The following is a 26,060-nucleotide window of genomic DNA, read 5'->3' as shown; positions in this document are numbered from 1 at the left end:
AAGCACCATAAAATTATTGTAATTTTAGAAGTAAAGAATAGATACTTTATTGGTTCTTCACCATAACTCGTGGTTGATTTTCTATTAATTCAATAATTTTACATTTCACTATAGAAGAAAAGCGAAAACTCTCGTATCGTAATTGTTGTCGAGACAAACCACGAGAGGAGTTTTCGCTTTGTACTCCAAGTTTATCAAAATGCTATTACCGTTACCATCTTTTATCGAAGTTTCTTTTCCATCTGACGAAGAACCAAATGTATTTCCTGTGACAGTAGGTGCTTATTCAGTACCATGTCCTATTTGCCAGGAAAAAACAATTCGTCACGCACAAACATTACGTCGTTTTCGTCATGGCTATGCTGGGCACATTGGATTTATTTGGATTGAGATGGCGATTCCACGTCATCGTTGTGTGGCTTGCGACCTCACATTTACCTATGACTTCGGTTTAGGAATTGTACAAGCGTCTTCGGCTATGTTTCGTAAAGAACTTGTAAGGCGTTGCCTCGGTCGCTCCATTGCTGATGTCGCACGTGAATATGAACTGCCCTACACGACTGTTGAGCGTTGATATTACTCGCTGGCAGCTAATGAATTAACGGAGGAAATTGCCACAACGATCTGTGTAGACGAATTCGCTTTGCGCAAAGGACATCATTATGCGACCAGTGTTTTAAATGCCGACACAGGTCGTATTTTGGCGATTGTTCCTCACCAGAATCAAGACGCCATTACCGCTGCTTTACAGAAAGTAACAGGTCCAATTCGTGCCGTGGTCAGTGATTTTGCTCCAGCGATGGTGAACGCAATTCAAGCCGTTTATCCAACTACGATGCATGTGCTGGATCACTTTCATCTTGTACAATTTTTCACCGATGCCCAGCAGCGAAGACGACGGTATTTAGGAGAAGCCAAAAAGCATCATAAATCGCGATTCATTGACCGTTGTTTGGCACGAAAACCTGAACAATTAACCGATGAAGAACGTGAGTTTGATGCAAAGTGGCACTAGGAAGCTTTACCTGCAAAAGACATTTATCAAGCATTGAATCATATGCGCTATGTACTAAAAGCAACAACGATGACACAAGCAAAACGACGATTAACAGAATGGTTTAAACGGTATCAATTTCATCTGTGTAGTGCCGTTTCTAAAATCGCAAAAACATTCAGTACACGTGAAAAAGCATTGATAAATACCCTTATTTCACCGCTATCAAATGGCATGATGGAAGGCACGAATAATAAGATTAAGCTCATCAAAAGACGAGGTTTTGGCTATCGAAATGAAGACCGTTTATTTCTTTGTTTACGTTTAGAAACAGGTCGCTGATTTTGTCACCCACGACTTTTGGTGAAGAACCACTTTATTTGAAAAACAAACTATTTATATCTTGTATGGTTAAATATAGTTTGAAGAAAAAGGTTTTATTTTATAGTAAATATTTTATTTGAAAAAGATATTCATCACTGTAACTTGGGTTAACCTTGTATTCATTCAAAATTTTTATTATGAAACTGTAGAATAAAAGCGGAAACAAACTTACATATCGTAATTGTTATCTAGACAAATGTACTTCAAGTTTATCAAAAGGATGCTACCGTTACCTTCTTTTTTTGTAATCTCTCTACCATCCACTGAAGAACCAACTGTGTTTCTTGTCACCGTTCACTCATAAAAAATTGCTTGGCTGATTTGTCAAGTGAATACGATTTGTCACGATTGTTCATGGCGCTGCTATCATCATGACTATATTTGGCGTATTGTGTTGCTTTGGATGGCATTATTTGTCTCGTACCAACATTGTCAAGAGTGTGGTATTACCTTTACATTGACTATGAATTGGAGCTTGTCCGTTCATCGACAGTGTTTTTTCAGCGAGAAATTATAAAATGTTACCATGGACGCTTCATCGCGGATGTAGCATGTGAATACGGTTTGTCAGTTGCTCCTTCGATTACATTTGGAAACAGAGCAGTGATTTTGTCATCATGACTTATGATGATGAACTAGAGAAAGTCGATTAATAGTGAAAATTGTCGAACAAAAAATGTTTATAATTTACATATAATACATTAAAATAAATTTAAAGATAAATTATATTCTAATATATGTATAAAAATCCTTTTAATCTCTAGGTAATTTGTAGAATAATTTAATTTTTACTCCTTTTAAGGGAATTTCGTACTTTTATATGTATAATTAAATGAAATTTTTCTATCTTGTACCTACTTTTTTAGTTTTTAGGCATGTATTAGAATCTTTTAGTTGAGTTAATTTAAAAATGCCGACTCCTTGTCCCCAAGGTTTTAAAACAATAAAAAATGATAAAGTAAATCAAAGTTGAAAGGAGAAAAGGCGATGCTTCTTCGCTGATTAAAGATGATGAAATATATTTTAAATATGATACCTTATATGATAATCGGAGCAGTTTTATATATCATAATTCGTGGAATTGTATTTTGGGTACAGAGAAAATCATTTCAATTAAAAAAAGAATTAATTTTATTTTTCTTTATTGTTTATTGTGTTGGACTTGCTTCTCAGACAATCATTCCTAAATTTGAGTTTGGGAATGTTGAATTTGGGATAATAAGTAATAATTTTGGATTTAACATCAATTTAATCCCTTTTAGGGTGATTCAAGATACATATGAAACTATTTTTTACCGTCATTATTATGATTATTTTATCATTAATTTTCTAGGTAATATTATAATATTTATCCCTTTCGGCTTTTTTATTCCAATATTATTTAAAAAAGTAAATAAATTCAAAGAAATTACGATTATTGGGTGTATTCTATCAGTGGGTAAAGAAATTATTCAACTTCTACTTTACCGTAGTTTTGATATTGATGATTTATGGCTTAATACTTTAGGTGTTTGTATTGGATACTTACTATGTTCCTCTAAGACGCCCGCTTCAAGGGAAGATAATTAACACCAATATGGTCTTTAAGGAATTCCTTAAATTTTTTCATTATTGCTGATCACAATGATGAAGTACTAGAAAGAAAGAGGTGATATAGAGGATGATATTCGCTCACATATCTACTATTATATTAATCGAAAGGATGAGTAAAAATGAAAAGAATTATATCTATTATTTGTATGTTAGCAATTCTTTCTTTGACAACATTAACTGCCGATGCTGCCTCTCACAGAACTATACCAGAAGAGGAATTCTTATCTAATTTTTTATCCACTTTGATGAAAGAAAGTACAACTCAAGTGTATTCTCAAATATCTGATGAACGCGCGAATTTAGCATCAGATATTGATATTAATAAATTAAATGCTGTTGAAAAAGAAAAAATTGAGTATGTTTTATCTGGGCAACAATTTCGTGATTCTTATAATAAAGAACCCATTCAATCTTTCGAAATTCTTACAGGAGACAGTGTGGTGAAGGATGAATATACTACGGTGTTAGCAAAACTACATTTTGTTAATGATGGTATTTCAATTGTTCCTTTTAACGTAGTAAAAGATGTTGATGGCTTTAAAATTGTTTTTACCCTTGATGATATTGAAAAGAGCGGGTACAAAGTTATTCGGGAAAGTGCGACTAAAGAAGTTGTTGCTTTAGAAACGCCAGATGTATCTCAAAAGAGTACAATAGTACAACCTATGTATAGTGGATTTAATTTGAAAGATGATTATTCTTTTAGTTATCTGTATGGTACAATCTATGGTATTGATACCTTTTCAATGACTAAATGGGTAGGCAACATTGACGGATCGCAGTATAATGACGCATATCCTACCTGGCAATCAAATGCAAGTGTAATATATTCTATTGTTAAGCAACATTGGTATGGGGATGACGTTTGGGGGTCAACAACTAATCCAATTGTTACAAATGGAGCGTTTGATGTTTACTTTCAAGGAAAGAATAATAATTTCCAAAATGCCCAAATCAGAATTACTAATACAACAGGAGCATATCCAAGATCAAAAGGCGAGGGGAAAGTTTATCAGTGTGATAACTAATCAGTTTAAGATAGTGTTTTAAATACTTGTAAAGCCTACTTTGTATGATTAAGGACAGTATTTTTCAGATCGGAGCGTTTATTATCGCTCCGTTTTTTTTTGTCAAAACGAAGTCTATTTGTTCCTTCGATTACGTTTGAAACAGCACATTGATTCTAACATTTTTTAATTATGGTGATAAACCGTAAAAAGAAAAAGACTCCCAAATTATAGAAGTCTACTTCCTTACGATGTCTTCACATAGCCAAATGCATTAAAATACTTATAAAGGAAATTAGCTCAGTACCTTTTAATCATAAACATGGTACAGCATCAGCTCGTGAATCATTTTTTTTACATCTTCCTCGTTTGGTGGAATAGGTCCCGTCCATTGGATCGTGCCATCCTTTAAATATTCTGCTGCATAACGTTCACGCTGATAGAAGAAAGAAATCGTCCATCCAGGGAGCTGTGTATTTTCAAACAATGGTTTAAAGCTAAAATGCTGAATCATCATCAAACCCCATTTCTACAAATATGTAGTTTATATTATTCAAGGATAATGGTGAATTTGCAACTATTCATATTTTATATTTTGCAAGGGGTATTTATTTCGTTGGAAATCATTGCTCTGCTATAATGTATGCAGAAGACGACAAAATACGTCAAGCATGAATACAAGTGAAATGAGAGGATGCAAATGGATAATTTTCTAGTAACACTACTTTTTATGGCGCTTATTGGTGCTGCCATTGGTGGCGTAACCAATCACTTAGCCATTAAAATGCTTTTTCGTCCATATAAAGCGATATATATTAAAAATTGGCGATTGCCATTTACACCAGGTCTTATCCCAAAAAGGCGTGATGAATTAGCAAGGCAGCTTGGACTGACGGTGGTGAATTATTTATTAACACCTGAAACCTTTAGAAAGAAATTTTTCTCGAAGGATATTCAAGATAAGATAGAGCATCTTGTGCAAACAAAGGTTGAAGAAACCGTCTTTACAAATGATAAAACGATTCAGGATTGGTTAAACCTAGCTGGATTTGCGCATATGCCAACTACGATTGAGCAAAAGGTTGAGGCGATTGTCGAGGGACAATTTGCGTCAGTCAAGAATACACTATCTACAAAATCAATTCGTACACTGCTATCTGCTGATATTCAACAAACGATTGATGAAAAAATTCCTGTAGCGGTTGGTCATATTTTAGAAAAGGGCGAGGATTACTTTTTATCACCTGAAGGCGAAATGACAATTAAGGCCATGATGGATGACTTTCTATCAACAAAGGGCTCTTTTGGTGGTATGATTAGCATGTTTTTAGGCGATTCCTCGTCACTTGTTGGCAAAGTTCAACGGGAGCTTGTGAAGTTTTTACAAGCCCCAGGCACTTCAACATTGCTAACGAAGATATTTACTCAAGAATGGGAAAAATTTAAAGATCGACCAGCAATGGACTTTTTGCAGGACATTCAATTTGAGCCGTTATTAGCGAAATTACAGGTGTATGTAAAAGAGCAACTAGCCATTGAAAAGCGTTTAAATCAACCTATTTCCTATTACTGGCCTCAGGGGAATGAGTGGGTAAAGCATCAAGTAATTCCGCAAGTCATTGAAAAGGGCTTTGTAAAGGCAGAGGAAAAACTAGAGGATGTGCTTAAGCGTTTAAATTTACAAGAGGTTGTGCGAGAACAGGTGGATTCCTTCCCAGTAGAAAAATTAGAGGAGCTTGTATTAGGAATCTCCAAACGTGAATTTAAAATGATTACGGTATTAGGTGCAGTTCTTGGTGGATTGATTGGGATTGTGCAAGGCTTAATTGTTTACTTTATTTAAAAAGGGGATTGTATACATGATAAATATTTATAATGACATTAATGCGTTAGAGGCAACTTTCCGTAAGATACCTGAATTTGAAGCTTTACAAGCAGCGGTGGAGGTTGTGAAGAATGATGAAGAGGCATTAAATGTCTTTAAAAACTTCCGTAAAATCCAAATAGAGCTACAGAAAAAACAATTAGCGGGTGAGGATTTATTGGAGGATGAGCTTGTCTATGCGCAAAAAGCAGCGCAGCTTGCTCAACAAAATGAAAAAATTTCAGCGATGCTTGAGGCAGAAATGACATTAAGTAAAGTAATCGAAGAAGTAAATCGCATTTTAATCAAACCGATTCAAGGTCTCTATGAGGGGCTTCAATAAGGAATAATTGTTGTAAGAAATGCACATATAACAAGTAAGAGAAAAACGTGTATCCGCTAAGAGTCGGAGCACGTTTTCACTTTATATTGGAGGCTATGTTTATGAATGTCATTATTGAATGGACTTATAAAACACCGAAAGGAGCTACAGCGGTTTTACGTTCAGAAGAAATGCCTGCTGCACAAGCACTGTTACTTGCAGAGGATATGGAGAAAACAGGACGAGTAAAGTCATTATGCTGTATTGATCGACAGGATACAAGCTGGTCATTAAAGGAGTTAAAAGCCTATTTAACAGAAATCGCTAGTGAGCCGCATAATATTGCTGTTTATTTTGACGGCGGTTTTGATCGTGGGACAAGGCAGGCAGGGCTAGGTTGCGCTATTTATTATGAACAAAATGGCAAGCCTTATCGTTTAAGAAAAAATGCCTTTTCATCTGAGCTTAAGTCAAATAATGAGGCAGAATATGCAGCACTTTATTTAGGCTTAGTAGAGCTGGAATTATTAAATGTCCACCATTTACCTGTACGCTTTATAGGTGATTCACAGGTGGTTATCAATCAACTAAATGGGGAATGGCCAGCAATGGAAAAGGAACTAGCAAGCTGGGCAGATAAAATTGATGCCAAGCTAGCACAACTTGCCATCCAGCCAGAATATCAGCTCATCTCACGCAAAGATAATACAGAGACAGATCGACTTGCGTCTCAAGCCTTAAATGGTATCGATATTACTAGCACGAGTGAAATTGTCAAGGACTCCTAGCTGAATAAGAGGTGATAAGAGGGATGCTAAATTCACCTCTTTTATGATGTTTATCTGTTTTCAATGAAACTTTTTCCATTTTAAAGCTACTACTACTATGAATTCAGATAATAAGGAGAGAGACTTTATGTATATTAAAAAATTCGCACCTGCAGCGATGACTGCATTATTATTGGGAAGTGTTGTAGTACCAGTAGCTTCAGCAAATGAGCCTACTACTGAAACAGAGGTTCCCCAAATTCAAATTGATCCAGTGCATATTTTTCATGACACACATGGTACTGTTGAGAAAATACATGCTGGTGAAAAGATTACATATTACACAGTGAAAGATGGCGAGCAAACAAATGTTTTAGAAATCACAAACGATACGCTTGTATTCGATAATACTGGTAAAAAGGTGAAACTTAAAGAAGGAGACAAGGTAGTTGCTTATACATTTGCCAATAAGCCGCAAAAATATATTTATCCACCACAGTTCAACCCTGATGTTGTAATTGTAGAGTCAGAGCAAGTGGGCTTTGTGGAAGTTGATTATTTCTTTGAAGATTTAACAAATACGTACAATATGTTGAAGTTAAATATTGGAGAGGAAACAATATTGTTAAATGCTAAGGGTGAGAAGGTAGCGTCAAAAGATTTAGCGGAGAAGCATCTCATTGTGTTCTATACGGCTTCCACTAAAAGTATTCCAGCGCAAACAACGCCATCAAAAGTGATTGTTTTGGATGATACTGACGAAAGTACGGCAAAATCAGTAGAGGTGGATATTGATGCGATCATTGCTTCAGATTTTTATGAAGTAGCAGGCGTAAAAATGGTTCCACTACGCCCAATTGCTGAAAAGCTTGGCTATAAAGTGGAAGCAGTAGGGAAAAAGGTGATCCTAACAAAAGATGATGTCTCTTATACAATGACACATGATGAAAAAATATTTCATTATAATAAAGCATCGCATGCATTACAAGTAGCGCCTACCTTGCGAGATGCAAAAACATATATACCTGTTGAATGGATAAGCGATTATTTAAAATAATGCGTAAAAAAGTATGCCATATATCGCTGGCATACTTTTTATATGGCTGAAATTATTTTCGAGGAAATAATTGTAGGATACTTTTTAGCAAATTGTTGAAGGCATTGCTTAAAAGAATGAGTATGCATAAATTTTTTAGCTAGTTTCATTTCATCTGAATACAATAAAAACTGCTGGAAGTGTTGATGAACAAATTCTCTAACCTTTTCATAGTGCTTGTTGATAGAGATAGCACCATAAATTTCTTGCTGATCAATAATATAGATAAAGTCACATACAACTTGATGTGTACCATGTTTCAATACTACGGCGATATATAATGTTTTTTCATCACAGCGTTCTAAATCAAAATTTTGAAATACGACTTCTACATGTTGGTTAAAATTTGAAACGGGCGTACGATTATTTTTTAAAATCATCACTATCAACACCACCCTTTTTAAAAATTATAATAAGAAAAAAATAGTTTGTCTATAAAAACTGAATATTCTGTTATTTATGATTATTATCGTTGTTTTGCTTAAAGTCAATAAAATTTGTTAAACTTAAGTCTGCAACAGATTTGGAATAAGGAAAAGGAAAGAAGAGAGCGAAAAAATATGAAAATTATTCACATAGATCAAAAATATCCTGAGGATTGGATTCGCGTATTAAATCATATAGCGAATTTATTTTTTGAGGATTCTAAGCTAAAGGTAGAGCCAAATGAGGCAGAGATGTCCGCTTCATTTGAGTATCAGGTTAGAGATGACTTTTCTATAGCTACAAGAGCAGTATTAACTGTAGACGGTAAACAATATACAAATGATTACAGCATACAATATGAAACCATAGCAACTGATCGTGAATTAAACATTCGCATAAAACGTGCTTTGTCACATGTATTTTTAGATGTTCTTGAACAGCATACAGGGATGCATCAGCAATGGGGTATTTTAACAGGAGTGCGCCCAACTAAGCTTTATCATAAATTTAGAAAAGCGGGTAAAAGCGAGCAAGAAATTGCGAAACTATTAATTCGAGATTTTCGTCTATCTGAGGAGAAGGTGGCGCTATTAAAGGAAATTGTGAACCGTCAATTAGTAACCATTCCTGATATAGACCATATTGGACAAGAGATTAGTGTTTATATTGGTATTCCATTTTGTCCGACAAAATGTGCCTATTGTACATTCCCAGCCTATGCGATTGGTAGTAATCGTAAGCAAGGACGTGTTACGACTTTTTTAGATGGCTTGCATATTGAATTGCGCGAAATGGGCAAATGGCTGAAGGACAATCAGATGAAGATTACCTCTATTTATTGGGGTGGCGGTACACCAACTTCGATTGAGGCCGATGAAATGGATGCCTTATATCAAACAATGTATGAATCATTCCCTAACCCTGAAACAATTCGAGAGGTGACAGTGGAAGCAGGAAGACCAGATACCATTACACCTGAAAAATTAGAGGTACTTAAAAAATGGGGCATTGATCGTATTAGCGTAAATCCGCAATCTTATACAGATGAAACATTAAAAGCAATTGGTCGTCATCATACGGTTCAGGAAACGATTGATAAGTTCTGGCTTGCAAGAGAATCAGGTATGAACAATATTAATATGGACCTTATTATTGGGTTACCGAATGAAGGGATTGAGGAATTCCAACATTCATTAGAGGAATCGGCTAAGATGCAGCCTGAGTCATTAACTGTTCATACGCTTTCATTTAAACGTGCGTCGGAGATGACACGCAATAAGGATAAATATAAAGTAGCCGATCGTGATACGGTTGCTGAAATGATGGAAATGGCACAGCTTTGGACAAAAGAAAATGCCTATGTTCCATACTATTTATATCGTCAAAAAAATATTTTAGGTAATTTAGAAAATGTCGGCTATAGTAAAGCGGGAGAAGAAAGTATCTATAATATTGTTATTATGGAAGAAGTGCAGACAATCTTAGGAATTGGCTGTGGGGCATCCTCAAAATTTGTTCAGCCCGAGACAGGGAAAATTACACAATTCCATAACCCGAAAGATCCTGCTGCTTATATTATGACCTTTGAAGAGGCTATTGGGAAAAAGATTGAGCTTTTGAACGAGTTATATAAAGTATAAAATAAAGTAATAATAGCTACTAGATGAAGAACAGCTTAGGGTTCTTCGTTAACAGTAGTGTTGATGTTTGTGAGTAGACAGTATTATGGCGTACCGTTGCTGAAAGAATAAGGGAGCTACCTCCATGGTTAGCTCTCTTTTTGTATAATAGAAAAAGAAAAGGGGCGTTAGTCAATGAAAAAAATAATCATAGTGTTGCTTTGTGTTTTTTTAGTAGCAGGTTGTACAGAGGCAATGAAAACAGAGAAAATTCCTGTCACAGCTGGTCACGATATGCGTGTTCACTTTATTGATGTAGGACAGGGGGATTCAATTTTAATAGAGTCGCCAAATGGTAAAACAATGCTTGTTGATGGAGGTGTGAAAGGAGCAGGACAAGAAATTGTTGCTTATTTAAAGGGGCTTGGTGTAAATAAGCTTGATATAGTCGTTGCAACCCATCCTGATGCTGACCATATTGGCGGATTGATTCCTGTATTAAATACTGTTCCGATTGAACAATTTTATGATTCAGGTAAGGTACATACTTCGCAAACCTTTGAAGAAATGTTAACGTTGGTTGATGAAAAAAATATTCCTTATCATGTGCCAAAAACGGGTGATATGCTTGACTTTGATAAGGATTTACTTGTGAAGGTACTCAATGCTGATGAATATGCAGCAGATAATAATGATGCCTCTATTGTATTAAAAATTACATATGGGAATGTCTCCTTTTTATTAACAGGAGATGCTGGTGTCGCATTAGAAAAAGAGATGCTCCAATATGATATAAGAGCAACTGTGCTGAAGGCTGGCCACCATGGCTCTAATACAAGTAGCTCGATGGATTTTATTCAAGCTGTAAAGCCTAAGGTCACGATATTAAGCTATGGGCAGGATAATAAATATGGACATCCACATGCTGAAGTAATGGAGCGTTTGCAGGCAGTTGATAGTAAAGTCTATGCTACTGCTGAAGCAGGAACGATTATTGTGTCAACAGATGGGGTAAACTATGCCGTAAACGATGAGGAGGCATACAAGGTAGAAACAGCAGCCCCGGCAACAGCTATTGATATTATTAGTAAAGACTTAGTGTCGGAAATAGTAGAAATTAAAAATAATGGGCAACAAACAGTATCTTTAAAGGATTGGCAGTTGATTTCAATAGAAGGGAATCAAGTTTTTAATTTTCCTAATATATCATTACAGCCAGGTAAAACCATTTATGTTACAAGTGGCACTCAGGCCCAAGAGCAGCAAAATTATTTAAAATGGACTACTAAGCAGATTTGGTTAAACAGTGGAGATGCTGCACAATTACGAAATGAGAAAGGAGAACTTATCAGTGAACTCGACTAAATACACGTTAGATCGTATAGAAGATGGCTATGCGGTTTTTTTAAAGTATCCAGATGAAGAAGAACAACTGATTATTTTACAGTCAGCCATGAACAAGCCTGTAGAGGTGGGCGCCCGTGTGCAGATAGAAGAAGTTGATGGGTTCTACTATATTGACATATTAAAAGAGGAAACAGAGCAGAGAAGAGCAAATATGCAGCACTTAATGGACAAATTGCGCAAAAGAACGAACCGTAACTAGAAAGAATATTGGTCAAATGTGTACTGCTCATGGTACGCATTTAACTTGATGATTACTTAGGGAGGGGCTAGATGGCACATTTACAATTAAAGCATATCTATAAAACATATGGTGATGGCACAAACGCTGTGGAAGATTTTAATTTAGAAGTAAGGGACAAGGAATTTATTGTGCTTGTGGGACCATCAGGATGTGGAAAATCAACAACTTTAAGAATGATAGCGGGTTTAGAAGAAATTTCATCTGGTGAATTATTAATGGATGAGGTGCTTGTCAATCAGCTAAAGCCTAAAGATCGTAATATCGCTATGGTATTCCAAAACTATGCACTCTATCCTCATTTGAGTATTTATGACAATATAGCATTTAACTTGAGGTTACAAAAAGTAGCTAAAAAAGAGATTAATAGAAGAGTAGCGCGTATTGCGGAAATTATGGATTTAACAAAGTATCTAAATAAGAAGCCAGATTTTTTGTCTGGTGGGCAACGACAAAGAGTCGCATTAGGTCGAGCCATTGTAAGGGATGCAAAAGTGTTTTTAATGGATGAGCCTCTGTCAAATTTAGATGCCAAGCTACGAATGCAGATGCGCACAGAAATTATTCTGCTTCATAAGCGCTTGCAAACAACTACAATTTATGTCACGCATGACCAAACAGAGGCGTTAACAATGGCATCGAGAATCGTTGTAATGAATAATGGGAAAATTATGCAAATCGGAACACCGCATGAAGTATATGAAAAACCACAAAATATTTTTGTCGCAGATTTTCTTGGTTCACCACCGATGAATTTTTTCACCGGTATCTTAACTGCTACTGGTCTTCAAATAAATGACATCCTATTAAAAATCAATCCTGAAGATGTGTCACTACTGTCAGACAAGGGCTACTTACAGAAAAAACTAGTGGTTGGAATACGTCCAGAGGATATTTGGCATGGGCAGTTGGAGAAGGAAACCTATAATGCAACTATCACTGTATCAGAAATGATAGGTTCTGAGACGGTGCTCTACTGTGATTTTTATGGTAATCCTGTAATTGTCAAGCTCCATACTACTGAAAAATTTAGAGCGGATGATTCGATTGCCTTACAATTTAATATGGATAAGGCTCATTTCTTCAATAAAGAAACAGAGCAGAGAATTTTTAGTGTATAGGCATTGATAAGGGAGTGCAGCGTAAAGGCTAATTTGTTATGCTAAATATTTTGAAAATATGCTAAAATAGATGTATCAATGTGAAGCTAGGAGCGGACATAATGGGCATTAACACAATTATTTTTGATTTAGATGATACATTACTATGGGATAAAAAATCAGTTAAAACAGCATTTGAGCGAACTTGTGATTATGCAGCAACAATACATAATATCAATGCTGGTGAATTAGAGGAAGCCGTACGTAAAGAGGCACGTGCGTTATACGAGGGCTATGAGACCTATAATTATACGGTATTAATTGGCATCAATCCATTTGAGGGTCTGTGGGGGTCCTTTGATGACCCAACTGATTCCTTCCAAAAATTGAAGGGAATTGCACCAGCCTATCGTGCAGCTGCTTGGACAAAGGGTTTGGCTGCTCTTGGTATTGATGATGCGGAGCTTGGTGCAGAGCTAGGGGAGCGTTTTGTGGCAGAGCGTAAAGTGTCACCGTTTTTATACGAAGATACATTTACAGTGTTAGATAAACTAAAAGGAAAGTATCAGCTTGTCTTGCTGACAAATGGCGCACCAAGCTTACAAAACTTAAAGCTAGAAATTACGCCAGAAATCGCACCCTATTTTGATCATATTATTATTTCTGGGGACTTTGGTAAAGGAAAGCCAGATGCGTCCATTTTTGAGCATGTTATGGAGAAGGCAGGGATTACGGCTGACGATGCAATAATGGTTGGCGATAATCTGAATACGGATATTTTAGGCTCTTCTCGCGTAGGTATGCGAAATGTATGGATTAATCGTGAAAATAATGTGGCAAATGGTGCTGTGACTCCTACCTATGAGGTTGATTCTTTAACGGCATTATTAGAATTGATTGATACACTATAAATAAAGCATGTTATGGTCTGAAAAAACTTTATAAGAGTTTATAATTCTCAACAGTAAAAATCCGCTTTGCTCTTCATTTCAGTAGAAGGGCTATGCGGATTTTTGATTTTGCTGATGGTATATATTTTATAGTTTTTTAACAGACTCTTTTATTGTATTTTGCTCATCCTTATCCCAAACTTCATAAATTTCAAATGTTCCTTCTTCAAAAAACAATGGTAATCTTCTTTTAAACCAAGGTTGCATTGGAAGATCGTAGGCTTCATGAATAGGGACCCATAATAATTCGCCTTCTGGAGGATTTTTGAGTAATGTTCCTTCAAAGGATTTTGCTAAATAGTTAAAAACCATATATCTATAATTTTTCTGGGGATCCACGTATTCATCAAGCCCTTTGTAAACTAAATCTTTAACTGTTAGACCTGTTTCTTCCCAAACTTCACGTATAGCTGCTTCGGTTAAGCTTTCAGGAAAATCTACTTTCCCTCCAGCGCCTATGTATCCAGGGAAACCCTTTCGACTTGGTCTATTTAATAATAATATTTTTTCACCATCTTGAATGATACACATTGTAAATAAATCAATTTTCGTCATTAGTATGCTCCTTGTTAGTAATAGTAAAGAAAAAGTATAAGCAGAGAGTGGAGGACTCTCTGCTTATTGTGATAGCTATTATAGGTTAATCGCTTTTACTTCATCAATATTTTCTAGCTGTGCAACAAATGCTAGGTCCTCTTCAGTCACAAGATTGTCAACTGTGAGCATCATAACAGCAGTACCGCCAACCTGTGCGCGACCAACTTGCATTGTGGCGATGTTAATTTCTTTTTCTGCAAGCTTTGTTGCTACACGGCCGATTGCACCTGGTTTGTCAGTGTTCTTAATGTACAGCAGGTGACCTTGTGGAATCACGTCCACGACATAATCTTCTACTTTGACAATACGTGCGCCTAAGCCATTTAATAATGTGCCAGCGACTGTATGCGTTTCGTTTGCTGTAATAATTTCAATTGTAATTAAGCTCGTAAAGCCTTTTGCAGTTGTTGTTTTATGCTCATTAATTTTGATGCCAATACGTTCAGATAAATAACGAGCATTGACATCATTGACATGATTACCATGATTTTTAGATAGTAAGCCTTTTAATGCATTTGAAGTTAATGGTCGTACATCATAGTTTGCCACTTGACCAGCATAAGATAGGTTGATTTCCTTTACAGGCTCAATTGTTACTTGAGATAGGAATGAGCCAAGCTTTTCTGCTAATTCAAAGAAAGGCTCTACTTGTGCAAGCTTTTCTTTTGGAATTGATGGCATATTGACAGGGTTTGTCACAGTACCTGTTTTATAAAACTTAATAATATCATTAGATACATCAACTGCTACAGATTCTTGAGCCTCAATTGTAGATGCCCCTAAGTGAGGCGTTGCAATAACTTGTGGTAAAGTAAGCAGTCTATGATCTGTTGCTGGCTCAGAAACAAAGACATCAAGAGCTGCGCCTGCTACTTTGCCTTCGACGATAGCGTCATATAAATCATCCTCGTTAATAATACCACCACGTGCACAGTTAATAAGGCGTACACCGTCTTTCATCAATGCAAATTTATCTTTATTAATAAGATTGCGTGTTTCAGGAAGAAGCGGTGTGTGTACCGTAATAAAATCTGCTGCTGCACAAATTTCTTCAACCGTTGCTTTTGTAACTCCTAATTCTTTTGCACGTTCATCTGTTAGGAAAGGATCGTATGCCATAATATTCATACGTTGACCTTTTGCACGATAAGCCACTTCAACACCGATGCGACCGAAGCCTACAACACCTAATGTTTTATTTTTTAGCTCTACGCCAACATAGGATTTGCGATCCCATTTTCCGTTTTTTAACGTATTAAAAGCTTGTGGAATATGGCGAGCAAGTGAAGTCATCATAGCGATTGTGTGTTCAGCCGCAGAGTTTGTGTTACCATCTGGTGCATTGACCACGATAATGCCATGCTCAGTAGCGGCAGCAAGGTCAATATTATCGACACCAACACCCGCACGACCAATCAATTTTAAGTTTTTTGCCGCTTCAATTACCTCACGTGTTACAGTTGTTTGAGATCGTACTAGCAACACATCTACATCAGCAATTTTCGTCAGTAATTCCTCTGGTGCTAAGCCAGTATCTACAATAATGTTTAAATCTAACTCTTGCTCTTGACGTAATGGGAAAATACCATCTTCACTTAGTGGATCAGCAATAAATACGTTAATTGTTTTTGTAGCAGTTATCATTTATAATTAGCTCCTTTTATATAAAAATGTTTTATGGTTTTTTATCTACAACAGTGAGAAAATTCGAACATCTTATTACATACAAACAGTCCCCTTTCCAGATCAATAACAATATAAAAAGCCTTTCACCTCTTACAAACACAGTGAATGTGTTGTAAGGGGCGAAAGGCTGAATCAACAACATTGGCTTTCGCGGTACCACCCTTAATCACTGCTAGAAAAAGCATTCTTGCAGTCTTAGCTATATGCGTAACGTGCATGGGACGGATAGACCTACTGAGCATTGTTCAGCCTATCTATTCAGGAGTGGAACTAGTATCGTAGAAATCACTGATTTACACCAACCATCAGCTCTCTGAGGATTTTCTTGCGATTAGTATGTCTCCGTCATGATATTTCAGATGATTAAATTTGTTAACATCATAATCCCTAATGTTCACCTTTGTCAACGATATTTCTAAAAAACTTTAAAAATATTGACTTCAAGAGTCTGAAAAATAACTATAAGCGAACAATTTTATTATATATTTGACTTAATGTTCGTCTTTTTGGGACGCACAATGTAAGCGTTCACGTTATTTATAAAATTTGATGATATCGGGCTTTAAAGAAGTTGAGGGCTAAAAAACAGCTGGTAATTAAATGGAATAAAATAGATAATTTATGCTAATATTCGATCGTTTATAGAGAGAAAGCGAACATTTTGTTTGTCACATTTTAGACAAATAAAATGAAAAGGAGGTAAACAAGCTGCCAAAACAGAATGTTAGTGAAGGACAATTGATATGGGGGTGTATGAATGACATATGATGTTGCAATAGTTGGTGCAGGGCTTGCAGGTTTAGTTGCAGCTTGTGAGCTAGTCGATGCAAAGAAAAAGGTACTATTAGTCGATCAAGAGTCTGAAAATTCAATGGGGGGACAGGCATATTGGTCATTTGGGGGGATATTTTTAGTAGATTCTCCTGAGCAACGAAGACTTGGTATTAAAGATAGCAGGGAGCTAGCATGGCAGGATTGGCTCGGAACAGCAGGCTTTGACCGTTTAGAGGATGAGGATTCTTGGGCATATAAATGGGCAAGAGCCTATGTTGATTTTGCTGCTGGTGAAAAATATGAGTGGTTAAGGTCAAAGGGTATTAAATTTTTTCCAGTCGTTGGATGGGCAGAGAGAGGCGGTTCATTAGCGGGGGAACATGGCAATTCAGTGCCAAGGTTCCATATTGTTTGGGGAACAGGACCTGGTATAGTAAAGCCTTTTGCTGATAAAGTACAACAGGCAATCAAAGAAGGTTTAATTGATTTTAAGCCTAGGCATCGGGTGGATGAGTTTATTCAGCATAATGGGCAAATCATCGGCATTAGTGGAACTGTGCTTGCAGAAACATTTGTTAATCGAGGTGAGAAAAGCTCAAGACTTGGGGTGGGGGAATTTTCCTATGAAGCACATGCTGTTATTGTGGCAAGTGGCGGGATTGGGGCCAATTTTGATTTAGTACGCAAAAATTGGCCAGCTCGGCTCGGTACACCACCTAAAAATATGGTATGTGGTGTCCCAGCCTATGTAGATGGTAGAATGCTAGAGATTACAGAGCATGCTGGTGGACGTATTGTCAATCGTGATCGCATGTGGCATTACACAGAGGGATTAAAAAATTGGGATCCTATTTGGCCGAATCATGGCATTCGCATTTTACCTGGCCCTTCTTCGCTATGGTTTGATGCAGAGGGGAATCGCTTTCATGCACCTAATTTCCCAGGCTTTGACACGCTGAGCACCTTAGAAGTCATTCAAAAAACAGGCTATGATTATTCATGGTTTATTTTAACTGAAAAAATTATTGAGAAAGAATTTGCACTATCAGGCTCAGAACAAAATCCTGATCTAACAAATAAAAGCATTGGCGATGTGCTAAAGCGTATATTGCCAGGTCCGCCCGCACCTATTCAGGCATTTAAAAAGCATGGTGAAGATTTTGTAATTGCCAATGACTTAAAGGATCTTGTTACTGGAATGAATAAGCTAGCGGGCAATGAGCTCCTTGATTTTATGAAGATTAAAGAGCAAATTCTAGCAAGAGATCGAGAAATGGATAATAAATTTACAAAGGATTTACAAGTAAATGCTATTCATGGGGCAAGAAAGTACATTGGCGATAAATTGGTGCGTGTTGCCAAGCCTCATAAAATTTTAGATCCTAAAAACTGGCCATTAATTGCAGTACGATTAAATATTTTAACAAGGAAAACATTAGGGGGCTTGCAAACAAATTTAGATGGCGCTGTATTAGGGATGGATGGTCAGCCTATTTCAGGGCTATTCGCTGCTGGGGAAGTAAGCGGCTTTGGTGGCGGTGGTGTGCATGGCTACCGGGCTTTAGAGGGTACATTTGTAGGAGGTTGTTTATTTAGCGGACGACAGGTAGGGCGCTATTTATCACAGCAATTATAGTAGAAAAGAGAGCATCGTTCACCAAAACGATGCTCTTTTTCATTATATTTTATAAGAACTGATCACTTTTTTCAAAAAAACAAGCGCTAAGAAGATACGTTTTGCACCTCGGCAATTTTAGCGATTTGCGCCTCAATTTGTTCCTTTGTCCAACCGTTTTCTTCAACAAAGAAGTTGCGTTGTGCACGGCGACAGTTATCTGAACAGCTACGCATATAAAAATTCTCGTGCTTTTCCTCACATAGTATTAATTTATGACATTCAGGATTTGCACAATTGATATAACGCTCAGAAGGCTCTCCTGTGAAATAATCCTTGCCAACAATAACATGCTCTACTTGATTAATTGGCACACTTCGACGACGGTCAAAGACAAACATTTTTCCATTCCAAAGCTGGCCTTTTACTTCAGGGTCTTTAGCATATGTAGCAATTCCCCCGTGTAATTGACCTACACTTTTGCCATAGCCCTCCCGCTTTAACCAGCCCGAGAATTTTTCACAGCGAATGCCGCCTGTGCAATAGGTTAGAATTTTTTTATCAGCAAATGCCTCTTTATGCTTCTCCATCCAAGCTGGTAGTTCACGGAAGGTTTCAATATCAGGGCGTATTGCACCTTTGAAGTGACCTAAATCATATTCATAATCATTACGTGCATCAATAATGACGGTATCTTCTCCCTGCATTTGCACCATAAATTCTTTAGGCGATAAATAATCACCTGTGATCTCCAATGGATTAATATCCTGCTCTAAGCCTAAATGAACAATTTCATGGCGAGGACGTACATGCATTTTTTTGAAGGTATGTCCCTCAGCCTCATCCATTTTCCACATTATATCGCTGAAACGAGGGTCTGCCTTCATATGCTGCATATAGGCATCTGTTTGCATGATTGTCCCTGAAACTGTACCATTAATTCCTTCATGTCCTACTAAAATACGACCAAGAAGCCCGATTTCTTTACATAATGCTAAATGCTCTTCAGCAAATGCTTCAGGGTCTTCGATCGTAACATATTTATAATAAAGCAATACACGATAGTCTTTTTGTGCCAAAATACGTAAACCACCTTTATAACAATATTCGTCCTTTAATATAGCATAACAAGCGTAATTTTGCGTAGGTTAGAAGGAGTTTTCTAAAAAAACACGAATAATATATAGTGAATGACTATTCATATTGGGGGTAATGAGATGGAATTTTCAACAATTACACTAGAAAAATTAGAGCGCCGTGCAACACTAACATTGAATCGACCACAGGCGATGAATGCAATGGATGGGATAATGATGCGTGAGCTTGCAGAATGCTTTGAGGCACTACAGCGGGAGCAGGATATACAGGTGCTGGTGATTCGTGGGGAAGGAAAGGTTTTCTCAGCAGGTGGCGATATTAAGGCAATGCTTGATAAAGACAATCCCCTAGATATTGACGAAGCAATGACCTATCTTACACGTATTGTCAAGGCCTATTATCAGCTACCAATGATTGTTATTGCAGCAGTTCATGGTGCATCGGCAGGATTGGGCTTTAGTCTAACGTTAGGGGCAGATATAGTTGTAGCATGTGAAAATAGCAAGCTAGCAATGAACTTCATTGGTATAGGGCTTATTCCAGATGGCGGCGGTCATTTCTTTATGAAGGAGCGTGTGGGTACTGTAAAAGCTAAACAAATGATTTGGGAAGGAAAGGTACTAACAGCAAAGGAAGCATTGGACGTAGGGTTAATTGATTATATGGCACCGGATGGCACGGTATTTGCTATGGCGGATCAGCTTGTTGGAAAAATGCTTGCATCGCCTATTGCTGCGATGATTACAACGAAAAAAATTCTACATGCTCAAAATTTACCTCAGCTAGAAAGTATCCTGGCATTGGAAGCGGAAGGACAATCTGCTATGCGTAAAACGACAGATCATTTAGAAGGTATCCATGCGTTTGTAGAGAAAAGAACGCCAGCCTTTATTGGAAAATAACGATAGTAAAAGGCACGTAGCAACATTTACTACGTGCCTTTTACCAGTCACTAAACATGGAATAAAATTAATTTCCCTGAAGAGTTAACAAGACGATGAGTTTTTTCAGCAACGCCTTTTTCTTCAATTTGCTGTTGTCCATTTACTTTAGCAGCCTCATCATTTTCAAATGTCCATGTTTCATCAAACAATGTTTCCCCTGTTTTTTCAAAAGCTGTAAAACGATAATTCTCCATACAAACCCCACCTTTTTACTTAAATATAGTTCTATTATACATAGAAGATTTCTAAACTTCACGATAAAACTAGTGAATTTTTTGATAAATTACGAAAATTGTGGAAAAAGTAAGGCAAAGGTATTCTTAGAGGTAAAACATTTTCCATTCAGCAAGAAATATGGTAAAATAGAACAAATATTCGATTTTATAAGAGACCTCTTTTATTAGGGTTTTATAGTAACTCACAAAGTGGTCAATAGTTGGGGTGATTGAATGTCAGCAATTCGTTTTTTTCATTTGGCAGATTTACATTTAGATAGTCCATTTAAAGGTTTATTTGGTTTACCTGAACATATTTTTAAAAAAATTCGGTCCAGTACCTTTGATGCCTTTGATAAAATTATTCACAAGGCGATTGAAGAGAAACCTGATTTTCTACTGATTGTAGGAGATATTTATGATGGCGAAAATCGAAGCTTGCAAGCACAACGAAGGTTTCAGGATGCTATGGAAAAACTTTTTCAGCATAATATCCCCGTGATTATTAGCTATGGTAATCATGATCACTTAAATGGTACATGGACACGATTTGCTTTGCCAAGTAATGTCTATGAGCTACCATCGGAGACAAGTGTAGTCCAATTAAAAATTCGCGATCAGCAAGTTAATATTTACGGCTTTAGCTATGATCAGCGTCATTTAAAGCAGTCGATGATTGACACATACCCAATTGCACAAGATCAGCAGGTGATTCATATTGGGATGCTTCATGGCAGCGAGGCAAGTGATACCTCCCATGCCATGTACGCGCCTTTCACCAAGCAGCAATTACTTGATAAAAACTATCATTATTGGGCATTGGGCCATATTCATAAGCGTCAGCTTTTACATCAGGAGCCGCCCATTGTTTATCCAGGTAATATTCAGAGTCGCCATCGCAATGAACAAGGGATAAAGGGCTTTTATGATGTAACATTATCCCAAAACGCTACTGAACTCAAGTTTTCCCCTACCTCTGCGGTTGTTTATAGCACAATAGCGGTAGAGTGTGCGAATGTCATACATGCCAATGAATTACTAAATAAATGTGCCGAAGCAATTGCTGCTCATCGGATAAAATACGGGGCATCAGTAGTAGAACTACATTTACAACAGATTGATGAACAAACAGAGGCTTTATTTGAACATGCAACAGTAGATGCATGGGTAGAGACAATTCGAGAGGCGGAGGAAGGACTAGAGCCTATGTGCTGGGTGCAAAAAATAATAGTGCAAAAGTCTGCTCGATTAGATAACCATACAGCTATTACCCAATCTGTTGAGAATCTAATGGAGCAGTGGGATAGCAATGAATGGAAGGATATTTTAAAGGATTTGTACCAATATGCGGGTGGCGCTCGGCTGATTGATCCTTTAACTGAAAAGGATATTAAACAATTAGTGAACAATGCTCAGGCATTACTAGTAGAAGAAATCCAAAGGGTGTGAACAGCATGCTGACAATACAAAAAATCCACATTTATGGCTTTGGTAAGCATGAAAATATCACCATTTCTTTAAACGATGGTGTCACTATTTTTTATGGTGTGAATGAGGCAGGGAAAACGACCATTCAACAATTTATTTTACAAATCCTCTTTGGTTTTCCAACAAGACAGCAGCTACAGCGTAAATATGAACCAAAAGTATCGACGAAATATGGGGGCCAGCTTACATTATCACATCCACTGTATGGTCACTGCACAATTGAGCGTGTGAAAGGAAAGGCTATAGGGGATGTCACGGTGTATTTAGAGGATGGCACAACTGGACAGGAGGAATTATTAGCAAAGCTGTTATATGGTTATTCCAAAGCATCCTTTGAATCCATTTTTTCTTTTTCGTTGCATGAGCTACAAGGAATCGAAAAAATGTCAGAGGAGGAGCTCACACATTTGCTACTTGCCTCCGGAACGACAGGGATTCAGCATTTATCAGCCTTGGAAAAGAAAATGGAGAAAGAGGCTGGTGAACTCTTTAAAAAAACAGGTAAAGTGCCAGTGATAAACCAAAAGATTGAGCAATTAAAGCAGCTTGAACGAACGATTAAGCAGGAGCAAGTAAAAATTCGAACTTTTGAGGATAAATTACAGCAATTACAGGCACTTGAGCAAAAACTAGAGCAGCTCTATCATACACAGCAATTACAACAGCAGCAGTGGCAGCAGCTCACTGTCAAAAAGCAGGCATTACCGCTGATCAAGCAACAGCAGGTGCTACAGCAAGCACTCGCGAATGAGCCGCATATTCAGTTTCCAGCAGAAGGCATTAGACGCTATGAGCAAGTAAAGGACCGCCTTTTGCATGAACGTCAGCAACTGAAGCAATTAAAGGAGCAATACCAAGCATTACAGCATAAACTATTCGCTACAGTGGATGAACAAACAGTCCATGAAATGGCTCTACTCATGCAAAAAGAGGCGACATGGCATCAACTCATCGTGAAGGCACAAAATTTACAAGATGATCTTTATTTGCTTGAGCAAGAAATTGAAGCACAATTTCGTTTATTAGGCGTGCAGGAAGAAGGGGCACGGGAAGTACTCCTTGAAGAAACCGTTTCATTGCAGCAGGAAGAGCAATTTCAGCAGCAGCTAAGTATATTGGAGGAGGCACAGACGGAGCAGCAATTTTATTTGCGTTCAATGGAGCAGGTTCATATTGATTTAGACAATATGGTAAAGCAACAGCAACGACTCAAGCAAGAGTCATTAACACAGGAGGAGGAACATATTTTAACACAGTGGCCACGCCAGAAACATCAACTTGAGCAATTACGTGCTGACAAATGGCAACGTGCCCAACAGCAGCAGTCACATTATGTGATATGGCTTGCATGTGTTATTGGACTTTTAGCAACTATTTATGGTGTGATGGAAAAAAATATGATTGTGACCATTATTGGTATAGTAGTAGCAGTGCTTATTATTTTATTTACAAAATATAGTAAAGGGACTGATGGGCCACCTAGTAGAGAGCATAATCAGCTTATACGAGAGCTAGAGCAGGTGGAAACAAAGGCTCAGGCTATACTTGTAAAGAAACAAAGATTTGAGGATCGCTGGCTACATGTAAATGAGCAACAACAAGAAAAGGAGCAGCAATATGCGCAGCTTGAATACAAAATTCAGCAGGCTGAAATGGTCAGCGAGGAAGCTACCCAAGTATTGCAGCAATTTTTAAAACGCTATCGATTACAGGGGGCTATAGCTACCACATTAATGCCGGAATTGTTTACACGAATTCGCACTGTGCAGGAACTAGCAGCTAAAAAAGCGAGCACCTATCACCTTCTGCAAGCAGTGCAGGCAGAAAAGCAAATACTTTATCAACAGCTACAGCAGGTTGTAGAAGGGGCATACAGTGAGCAAGAAATATATATGTATTTACGCACAGCCTATCTCGAAGCACAGCAAAGTCAACAGCAGGTACAGCAAACGAATGAGCAACTAGCGAGCCTTCAGATAAAAATAGAGGGGATACAGTCACGTATAGAGAGCTATGTGGCTGATATCACTCAGTTATTCAGTGCTGCAAATGTGCAAAATGAACAAGCATATTATGAAGTACATGAACAATTTGAGCAGCAGAAAAAAATTACAACAGAGCTTCAAACAATTCACAATCAGTTAGCAGCCTTGAACCTTTCTACCCAAGAGGAATTACAAGAGGTGTCTGTTATGGAAGATATCCTTGTTTTAGAGCAGGAGCAAAACTTGGTGCAGCAGGAGCTAGACCAATGCCTGGAGCAACGTGCCACATTACAATTTCAAAAAGACCAGCTATTAAATGATGAAACCTATGGACAATTACTTCAACAATTTGAACAAGAAAAAGCACAGTTGCAGCAGCTTGTGGAGCAGTGGGCATCTAAAAAAGCTGTGGCAACAGCTATTCATGAAACATTGTTTCGCCTTCGAGAAGAAAAATTACCGCATGTTTTAGCCAAGGTAAATGAGGTATTCCAATCACTAACAGGTGGCCGTTATGAGAGGCTATCGATTAACGATGAAGGCTACTTTATGGCGCAAGATGTTGCAGGATTGCGTTATCAAATGGTTGAATTATCGCAGGCAACAAAAGAGCAAGCCTATATTGCTTTGCGTATGGCACTTGCCAAAACATTGATAACTTCTGCTCCGTTTCCACTAATAATGGATGATCCATTTGTTCATTTTGATCGAAACCGTACAGACAAAATGGTACAATTAATGAAAGAAGTAGGATATGAACGCCAAATTTTATATTTTACTTGCCATGATACAATGCTTAGACATTGGCAGAAAGAGCAAATTATTGATATAGCAGCACTAGCAAATGAAAGGGGAGTGGCGTCGACATGAAAGGCATTACAACGCTTCAAGCAGGAGAGCCAGTTGACCAATATTTACTAATTAAACAGGCAACAAAAGGAATTACAACAGTTGGAAAGCCATTTATGTCGCTGATCTTACAAGATAAAAGTGGCGATATTGAGGCAAAGCTATGGGACACAAATGAAGAGCATGAAAATATGTATCATGCTGAAGCAATTGTACGTGTTGGTGGAGAAATCCATGACTATCGAGGAAAAAATCAATTACGCATTAAATCAATTCGTGTCGCAAAGCCAGAGGAAGGGATTGCAATCCATGATTTAGTGCCATCCTCAGCAACGCCAAAGGAACAGCTTTATGAAGAATTAACACAATTTTTCTTTGACATTAAAAATCCTAATATTTCACGTATTACAAGAGCTGCCATTAAAAAGCATCAGGAGGCAATTTTAGTGTTTCCTGCTGCCACTAAAAATCATCATGACTATGCATCGGGTTTATTAGATCATATGGTAACTATGCTAAGGCTAGGTAAAGCGATCGCGGATTTATATCCAACGCTTAATCGTGATTTATTATATGCAGGCATTATTTTACATGATATTGGAAAAGTGATTGAATTATCAGGACCAGTGGCAACCATGTATACAGTTGAAGGTAATTTATTGGGGCATATTACGATTATGGTCAATGAAATTGCGAAGGTTGCGAGCGAATTAGATATAGAAGGTGAAGAGGTTATGCTGTTACAACATATGGTATTGTCTCACCACGGTAAGGAAGAATGGGGCAGCCCGAAAAAACCAATGCTACAGGAAGCAGAAATCTTACATTATATTGACAATATTGATGCAAAGATGAATATGCTAACAAGAGCATTAGGAAAAACAACATCAGGTGAATTTACAGAGCGACTTTTCCCACTCGATAATCGTTCCTTCTATAAACCAAAAATTTAGAAATCAAAGGTTACTAAGAAGCTTCCTTAGTAGCCTTATTTTTTTATAGAGAATGTTAATAATAAGGAAATTAGTATTACTTATTGACT

23 protein-coding genes, 1 pseudogene and 1 other annotated feature are annotated in these 26,060 nt (G+C 37.3%); of the genes and pseudogenes, 18 read left to right on the top strand and 6 right to left on the bottom strand.

Annotated elements, in window-relative coordinates; genetic code table 11:
* The first annotated feature begins 178 nt into the window (after positions 1 to 178).
* The 4 genes and pseudogenes from MHB44_RS18645 (at position 179) to MHB44_RS18630 (ending at position 3,999) form a co-directional block, all read left to right on the top strand.
* On the top strand, positions 179 to 574 hold the full coding sequence (locus MHB44_RS18645) for a hypothetical protein (protein WP_053995172.1): 396 nt from the start codon (positions 179 to 181) through the stop codon (positions 572 to 574).
* Positions 575 to 583: 9 nt separating this feature from the next.
* Positions 584 to 1,336, top strand: a pseudogene (locus tag MHB44_RS18640) (transposase).
* A 1,083-nt stretch (positions 1,337 to 2,419) separates the two neighbouring features.
* Complete coding sequence (locus MHB44_RS18635; protein WP_341300381.1) at positions 2,420 to 2,947, top strand: VanZ family protein; 528 nt, start codon at positions 2,420 to 2,422, stop codon at positions 2,945 to 2,947.
* Positions 2,948 to 3,090: 143 nt separating this feature from the next.
* Positions 3,091 to 3,999 carry a hypothetical protein gene (locus tag MHB44_RS18630; protein ID WP_341300380.1) on the top strand — a complete coding sequence of 303 codons (909 nt, stop codon included), beginning with the start codon at positions 3,091 to 3,093 and terminating at the stop codon, positions 3,997 to 3,999.
* Positions 4,000 to 4,288: 289 nt separating this feature from the next.
* On the opposite strand, the gene MHB44_RS18625 is transcribed toward MHB44_RS18630, so the two are convergent.
* Positions 4,289 to 4,492 carry a YheE family protein gene (locus MHB44_RS18625; protein WP_341303002.1) on the bottom strand — a complete coding sequence of 68 codons (204 nt, stop codon included), beginning with the start codon at positions 4,490 to 4,492 and terminating at the stop codon, positions 4,289 to 4,291.
* Between the two features lie 186 nt (positions 4,493 to 4,678).
* On the opposite strand from MHB44_RS18625, the gene MHB44_RS18620 reads away from it, so the two are divergent.
* From MHB44_RS18620 to MHB44_RS18605, 4 genes are all read left to right on the top strand, one after another.
* The gene (locus tag MHB44_RS18620) at positions 4,679 to 5,821 is read left to right on the top strand and encodes a DUF445 family protein (protein WP_341300379.1); all 1,143 of its coding nucleotides are present in this window, start codon (positions 4,679 to 4,681) and stop codon (positions 5,819 to 5,821) included.
* 16 nt (positions 5,822 to 5,837) lie between these two features.
* Positions 5,838 to 6,185, top strand: coding sequence for a YlbF family regulator (locus MHB44_RS18615; protein WP_341300378.1), 348 nt, complete (start codon positions 5,838 to 5,840; stop codon positions 6,183 to 6,185).
* Between the two features lie 101 nt (positions 6,186 to 6,286).
* A complete protein-coding gene (locus tag MHB44_RS18610; RefSeq protein WP_341300377.1) occupies positions 6,287 to 6,952 on the top strand; it encodes a ribonuclease H family protein in 666 nt (221 codons plus the stop codon).
* Between the two features lie 127 nt (positions 6,953 to 7,079).
* Positions 7,080 to 7,988 (top strand): copper amine oxidase N-terminal domain-containing protein, encoded by a 909-nt coding sequence (locus MHB44_RS18605; RefSeq protein WP_341300376.1) that lies wholly within the window; start codon positions 7,080 to 7,082, stop codon positions 7,986 to 7,988.
* A 38-nt stretch (positions 7,989 to 8,026) separates the two neighbouring features.
* On the opposite strand, the gene MHB44_RS18600 is transcribed toward MHB44_RS18605, so the two are convergent.
* Positions 8,027 to 8,407 carry a hypothetical protein gene (locus MHB44_RS18600; RefSeq protein WP_341303001.1) on the bottom strand — a complete coding sequence of 127 codons (381 nt, stop codon included), beginning with the start codon at positions 8,405 to 8,407 and terminating at the stop codon, positions 8,027 to 8,029.
* A 180-nt stretch (positions 8,408 to 8,587) separates the two neighbouring features.
* On the opposite strand from MHB44_RS18600, the gene MHB44_RS18595 reads away from it, so the two are divergent.
* The 5 genes from MHB44_RS18595 to MHB44_RS18575 all read left to right on the top strand — a co-directional run bounded on the left by MHB44_RS18595 (position 8,588) and on the right by MHB44_RS18575 (position 13,728).
* Positions 8,588 to 10,093, top strand: coding sequence for a coproporphyrinogen III oxidase (locus MHB44_RS18595; RefSeq protein WP_341300375.1), 1,506 nt, complete (start codon positions 8,588 to 8,590; stop codon positions 10,091 to 10,093).
* Positions 10,094 to 10,267: 174 nt separating this feature from the next.
* On the top strand, positions 10,268 to 11,437 hold the full coding sequence (locus MHB44_RS18590; protein ID WP_341300374.1) for an MBL fold metallo-hydrolase: 1,170 nt from the start codon (positions 10,268 to 10,270) through the stop codon (positions 11,435 to 11,437).
* Entirely contained in the window at positions 11,424 to 11,678 is a 255-nt protein-coding gene (locus tag MHB44_RS18585) for a DUF3006 domain-containing protein (RefSeq protein ID WP_341300373.1), read from the top strand. Before MHB44_RS18590 ends, MHB44_RS18585 begins: the two co-directional genes overlap by 14 nt.
* Positions 11,679 to 11,749: 71 nt before the next feature.
* On the top strand, positions 11,750 to 12,838 hold the full coding sequence (locus tag MHB44_RS18580) for an ABC transporter ATP-binding protein (RefSeq protein ID WP_341300372.1): 1,089 nt from the start codon (positions 11,750 to 11,752) through the stop codon (positions 12,836 to 12,838).
* 101 nt (positions 12,839 to 12,939) lie between these two features.
* Entirely contained in the window at positions 12,940 to 13,728 is a 789-nt protein-coding gene (locus MHB44_RS18575; RefSeq protein ID WP_341300371.1) for an HAD family hydrolase, read from the top strand.
* Between the two features lie 126 nt (positions 13,729 to 13,854).
* Here the strand turns inward: MHB44_RS18575 and MHB44_RS18570 are convergent, their stop codons facing one another.
* Both MHB44_RS18570 and serA read right to left on the bottom strand, forming a co-directional pair.
* Positions 13,855 to 14,322, bottom strand: coding sequence for an 8-oxo-dGTP diphosphatase (locus MHB44_RS18570; RefSeq protein ID WP_341300370.1), 468 nt, complete (start codon positions 14,320 to 14,322; stop codon positions 13,855 to 13,857).
* A gap of 78 nt (positions 14,323 to 14,400) precedes the next feature.
* Entirely contained in the window at positions 14,401 to 16,008 is a 1,608-nt protein-coding gene (gene serA, locus MHB44_RS18565; RefSeq protein ID WP_341300369.1) for a phosphoglycerate dehydrogenase, read from the bottom strand.
* Positions 16,009 to 16,162: 154 nt separating this feature from the next.
* Positions 16,163 to 16,408 (bottom strand) — a binding site (T-box leader).
* A 399-nt stretch (positions 16,409 to 16,807) separates the two neighbouring features.
* Between serA and MHB44_RS18560 the strand changes: the two genes are divergently transcribed.
* A complete protein-coding gene (locus tag MHB44_RS18560; protein WP_341300368.1) occupies positions 16,808 to 18,460 on the top strand; it encodes an FAD-binding dehydrogenase in 1,653 nt (550 codons plus the stop codon).
* Between the two features lie 86 nt (positions 18,461 to 18,546).
* Here the strand turns inward: MHB44_RS18560 and MHB44_RS18555 are convergent, their stop codons facing one another.
* Positions 18,547 to 19,518 (bottom strand): rhodanese-related sulfurtransferase, encoded by a 972-nt coding sequence (locus MHB44_RS18555; RefSeq protein WP_341300367.1) that lies wholly within the window; start codon positions 19,516 to 19,518, stop codon positions 18,547 to 18,549.
* A 138-nt stretch (positions 19,519 to 19,656) separates the two neighbouring features.
* Here MHB44_RS18555 and MHB44_RS18550 point away from each other — a divergent pair, with 138 nt between their 5' ends.
* The gene (locus tag MHB44_RS18550; RefSeq protein ID WP_341300366.1) at positions 19,657 to 20,439 is read left to right on the top strand and encodes an enoyl-CoA hydratase; all 783 of its coding nucleotides are present in this window, start codon (positions 19,657 to 19,659) and stop codon (positions 20,437 to 20,439) included.
* A 50-nt stretch (positions 20,440 to 20,489) separates the two neighbouring features.
* On the opposite strand, the gene MHB44_RS18545 is transcribed toward MHB44_RS18550, so the two are convergent.
* Positions 20,490 to 20,675 (bottom strand): YhzD family protein, encoded by a 186-nt coding sequence (locus MHB44_RS18545; RefSeq protein ID WP_341300365.1) that lies wholly within the window; start codon positions 20,673 to 20,675, stop codon positions 20,490 to 20,492.
* A gap of 255 nt (positions 20,676 to 20,930) precedes the next feature.
* Here MHB44_RS18545 and MHB44_RS18540 point away from each other — a divergent pair, with 255 nt between their 5' ends.
* From MHB44_RS18540 to yhaM, 3 genes are read left to right on the top strand one after another with little or no spacing between them, the layout of a single operon-like run.
* Positions 20,931 to 22,145 carry a DNA repair exonuclease gene (locus MHB44_RS18540; protein ID WP_341300364.1) on the top strand — a complete coding sequence of 405 codons (1,215 nt, stop codon included), beginning with the start codon at positions 20,931 to 20,933 and terminating at the stop codon, positions 22,143 to 22,145.
* Positions 22,146 to 22,150: 5 nt separating this feature from the next.
* Positions 22,151 to 25,039 carry an AAA family ATPase gene (locus tag MHB44_RS18535; RefSeq protein WP_341300363.1) on the top strand — a complete coding sequence of 963 codons (2,889 nt, stop codon included), beginning with the start codon at positions 22,151 to 22,153 and terminating at the stop codon, positions 25,037 to 25,039.
* Complete coding sequence (gene yhaM, locus MHB44_RS18530; protein ID WP_341300362.1) at positions 25,036 to 25,971, top strand: 3'-5' exoribonuclease YhaM; 936 nt, start codon at positions 25,036 to 25,038, stop codon at positions 25,969 to 25,971. Before MHB44_RS18535 ends, yhaM begins: the two co-directional genes overlap by 4 nt.
* The last annotated feature ends 89 nt before the right edge of the window (positions 25,972 to 26,060 follow it).

This window comes from Lysinibacillus sp. FSL H8-0500 (genome assembly GCF_038051955.1).
Lineage (GTDB): Bacteria > Bacillota > Bacilli > Bacillales_A > Planococcaceae > Lysinibacillus > Lysinibacillus macroides.
Note: the sequence above shows the minus strand (reverse complement) of the source record. Positions and strands in the feature narration are given on the sequence as shown.

Coding starts and splice junctions, on each gene's coding strand:
- MHB44_RS18635 (WP_341300381.1), top strand. CDS start 2,420: ATGATAATCGGAGCAGTTTTATATATCATAATTCGTGGAATTGTATTT.
- MHB44_RS18630 (WP_341300380.1), top strand. CDS start 3,091: ATGAAAAGAATTATATCTATTATTTGTATGTTAGCAATTCTTTCTTTG.
- MHB44_RS18625 (WP_341303002.1), bottom strand. CDS start 4,492: ATGATTCAGCATTTTAGCTTTAAACCATTGTTTGAAAATACACAGCTC.
- MHB44_RS18620 (WP_341300379.1), top strand. CDS start 4,679: ATGGATAATTTTCTAGTAACACTACTTTTTATGGCGCTTATTGGTGCT.
- MHB44_RS18615 (WP_341300378.1), top strand. CDS start 5,838: ATGATAAATATTTATAATGACATTAATGCGTTAGAGGCAACTTTCCGT.
- MHB44_RS18610 (WP_341300377.1), top strand. CDS start 6,287: ATGAATGTCATTATTGAATGGACTTATAAAACACCGAAAGGAGCTACA.
- MHB44_RS18605 (WP_341300376.1), top strand. CDS start 7,080: ATGTATATTAAAAAATTCGCACCTGCAGCGATGACTGCATTATTATTG.
- MHB44_RS18600 (WP_341303001.1), bottom strand. CDS start 8,407: ATGATTTTAAAAAATAATCGTACGCCCGTTTCAAATTTTAACCAACAT.
- MHB44_RS18595 (WP_341300375.1), top strand. CDS start 8,588: ATGAAAATTATTCACATAGATCAAAAATATCCTGAGGATTGGATTCGC.
- MHB44_RS18590 (WP_341300374.1), top strand. CDS start 10,268: ATGAAAAAAATAATCATAGTGTTGCTTTGTGTTTTTTTAGTAGCAGGT.
- MHB44_RS18580 (WP_341300372.1), top strand. CDS start 11,750: ATGGCACATTTACAATTAAAGCATATCTATAAAACATATGGTGATGGC.
- MHB44_RS18575 (WP_341300371.1), top strand. CDS start 12,940: ATGGGCATTAACACAATTATTTTTGATTTAGATGATACATTACTATGG.
- MHB44_RS18570 (WP_341300370.1), bottom strand. CDS start 14,322: ATGACGAAAATTGATTTATTTACAATGTGTATCATTCAAGATGGTGAA.
- serA (WP_341300369.1), bottom strand. CDS start 16,008: ATGATAACTGCTACAAAAACAATTAACGTATTTATTGCTGATCCACTA.
- MHB44_RS18560 (WP_341300368.1), top strand. CDS start 16,808: ATGACATATGATGTTGCAATAGTTGGTGCAGGGCTTGCAGGTTTAGTT.
- MHB44_RS18550 (WP_341300366.1), top strand. CDS start 19,657: ATGGAATTTTCAACAATTACACTAGAAAAATTAGAGCGCCGTGCAACA.
- MHB44_RS18545 (WP_341300365.1), bottom strand. CDS start 20,675: ATGGAGAATTATCGTTTTACAGCTTTTGAAAAAACAGGGGAAACATTG.
- MHB44_RS18540 (WP_341300364.1), top strand. CDS start 20,931: ATGTCAGCAATTCGTTTTTTTCATTTGGCAGATTTACATTTAGATAGT.
- MHB44_RS18535 (WP_341300363.1), top strand. CDS start 22,151: ATGCTGACAATACAAAAAATCCACATTTATGGCTTTGGTAAGCATGAA.
- yhaM (WP_341300362.1), top strand. CDS start 25,036: ATGAAAGGCATTACAACGCTTCAAGCAGGAGAGCCAGTTGACCAATAT.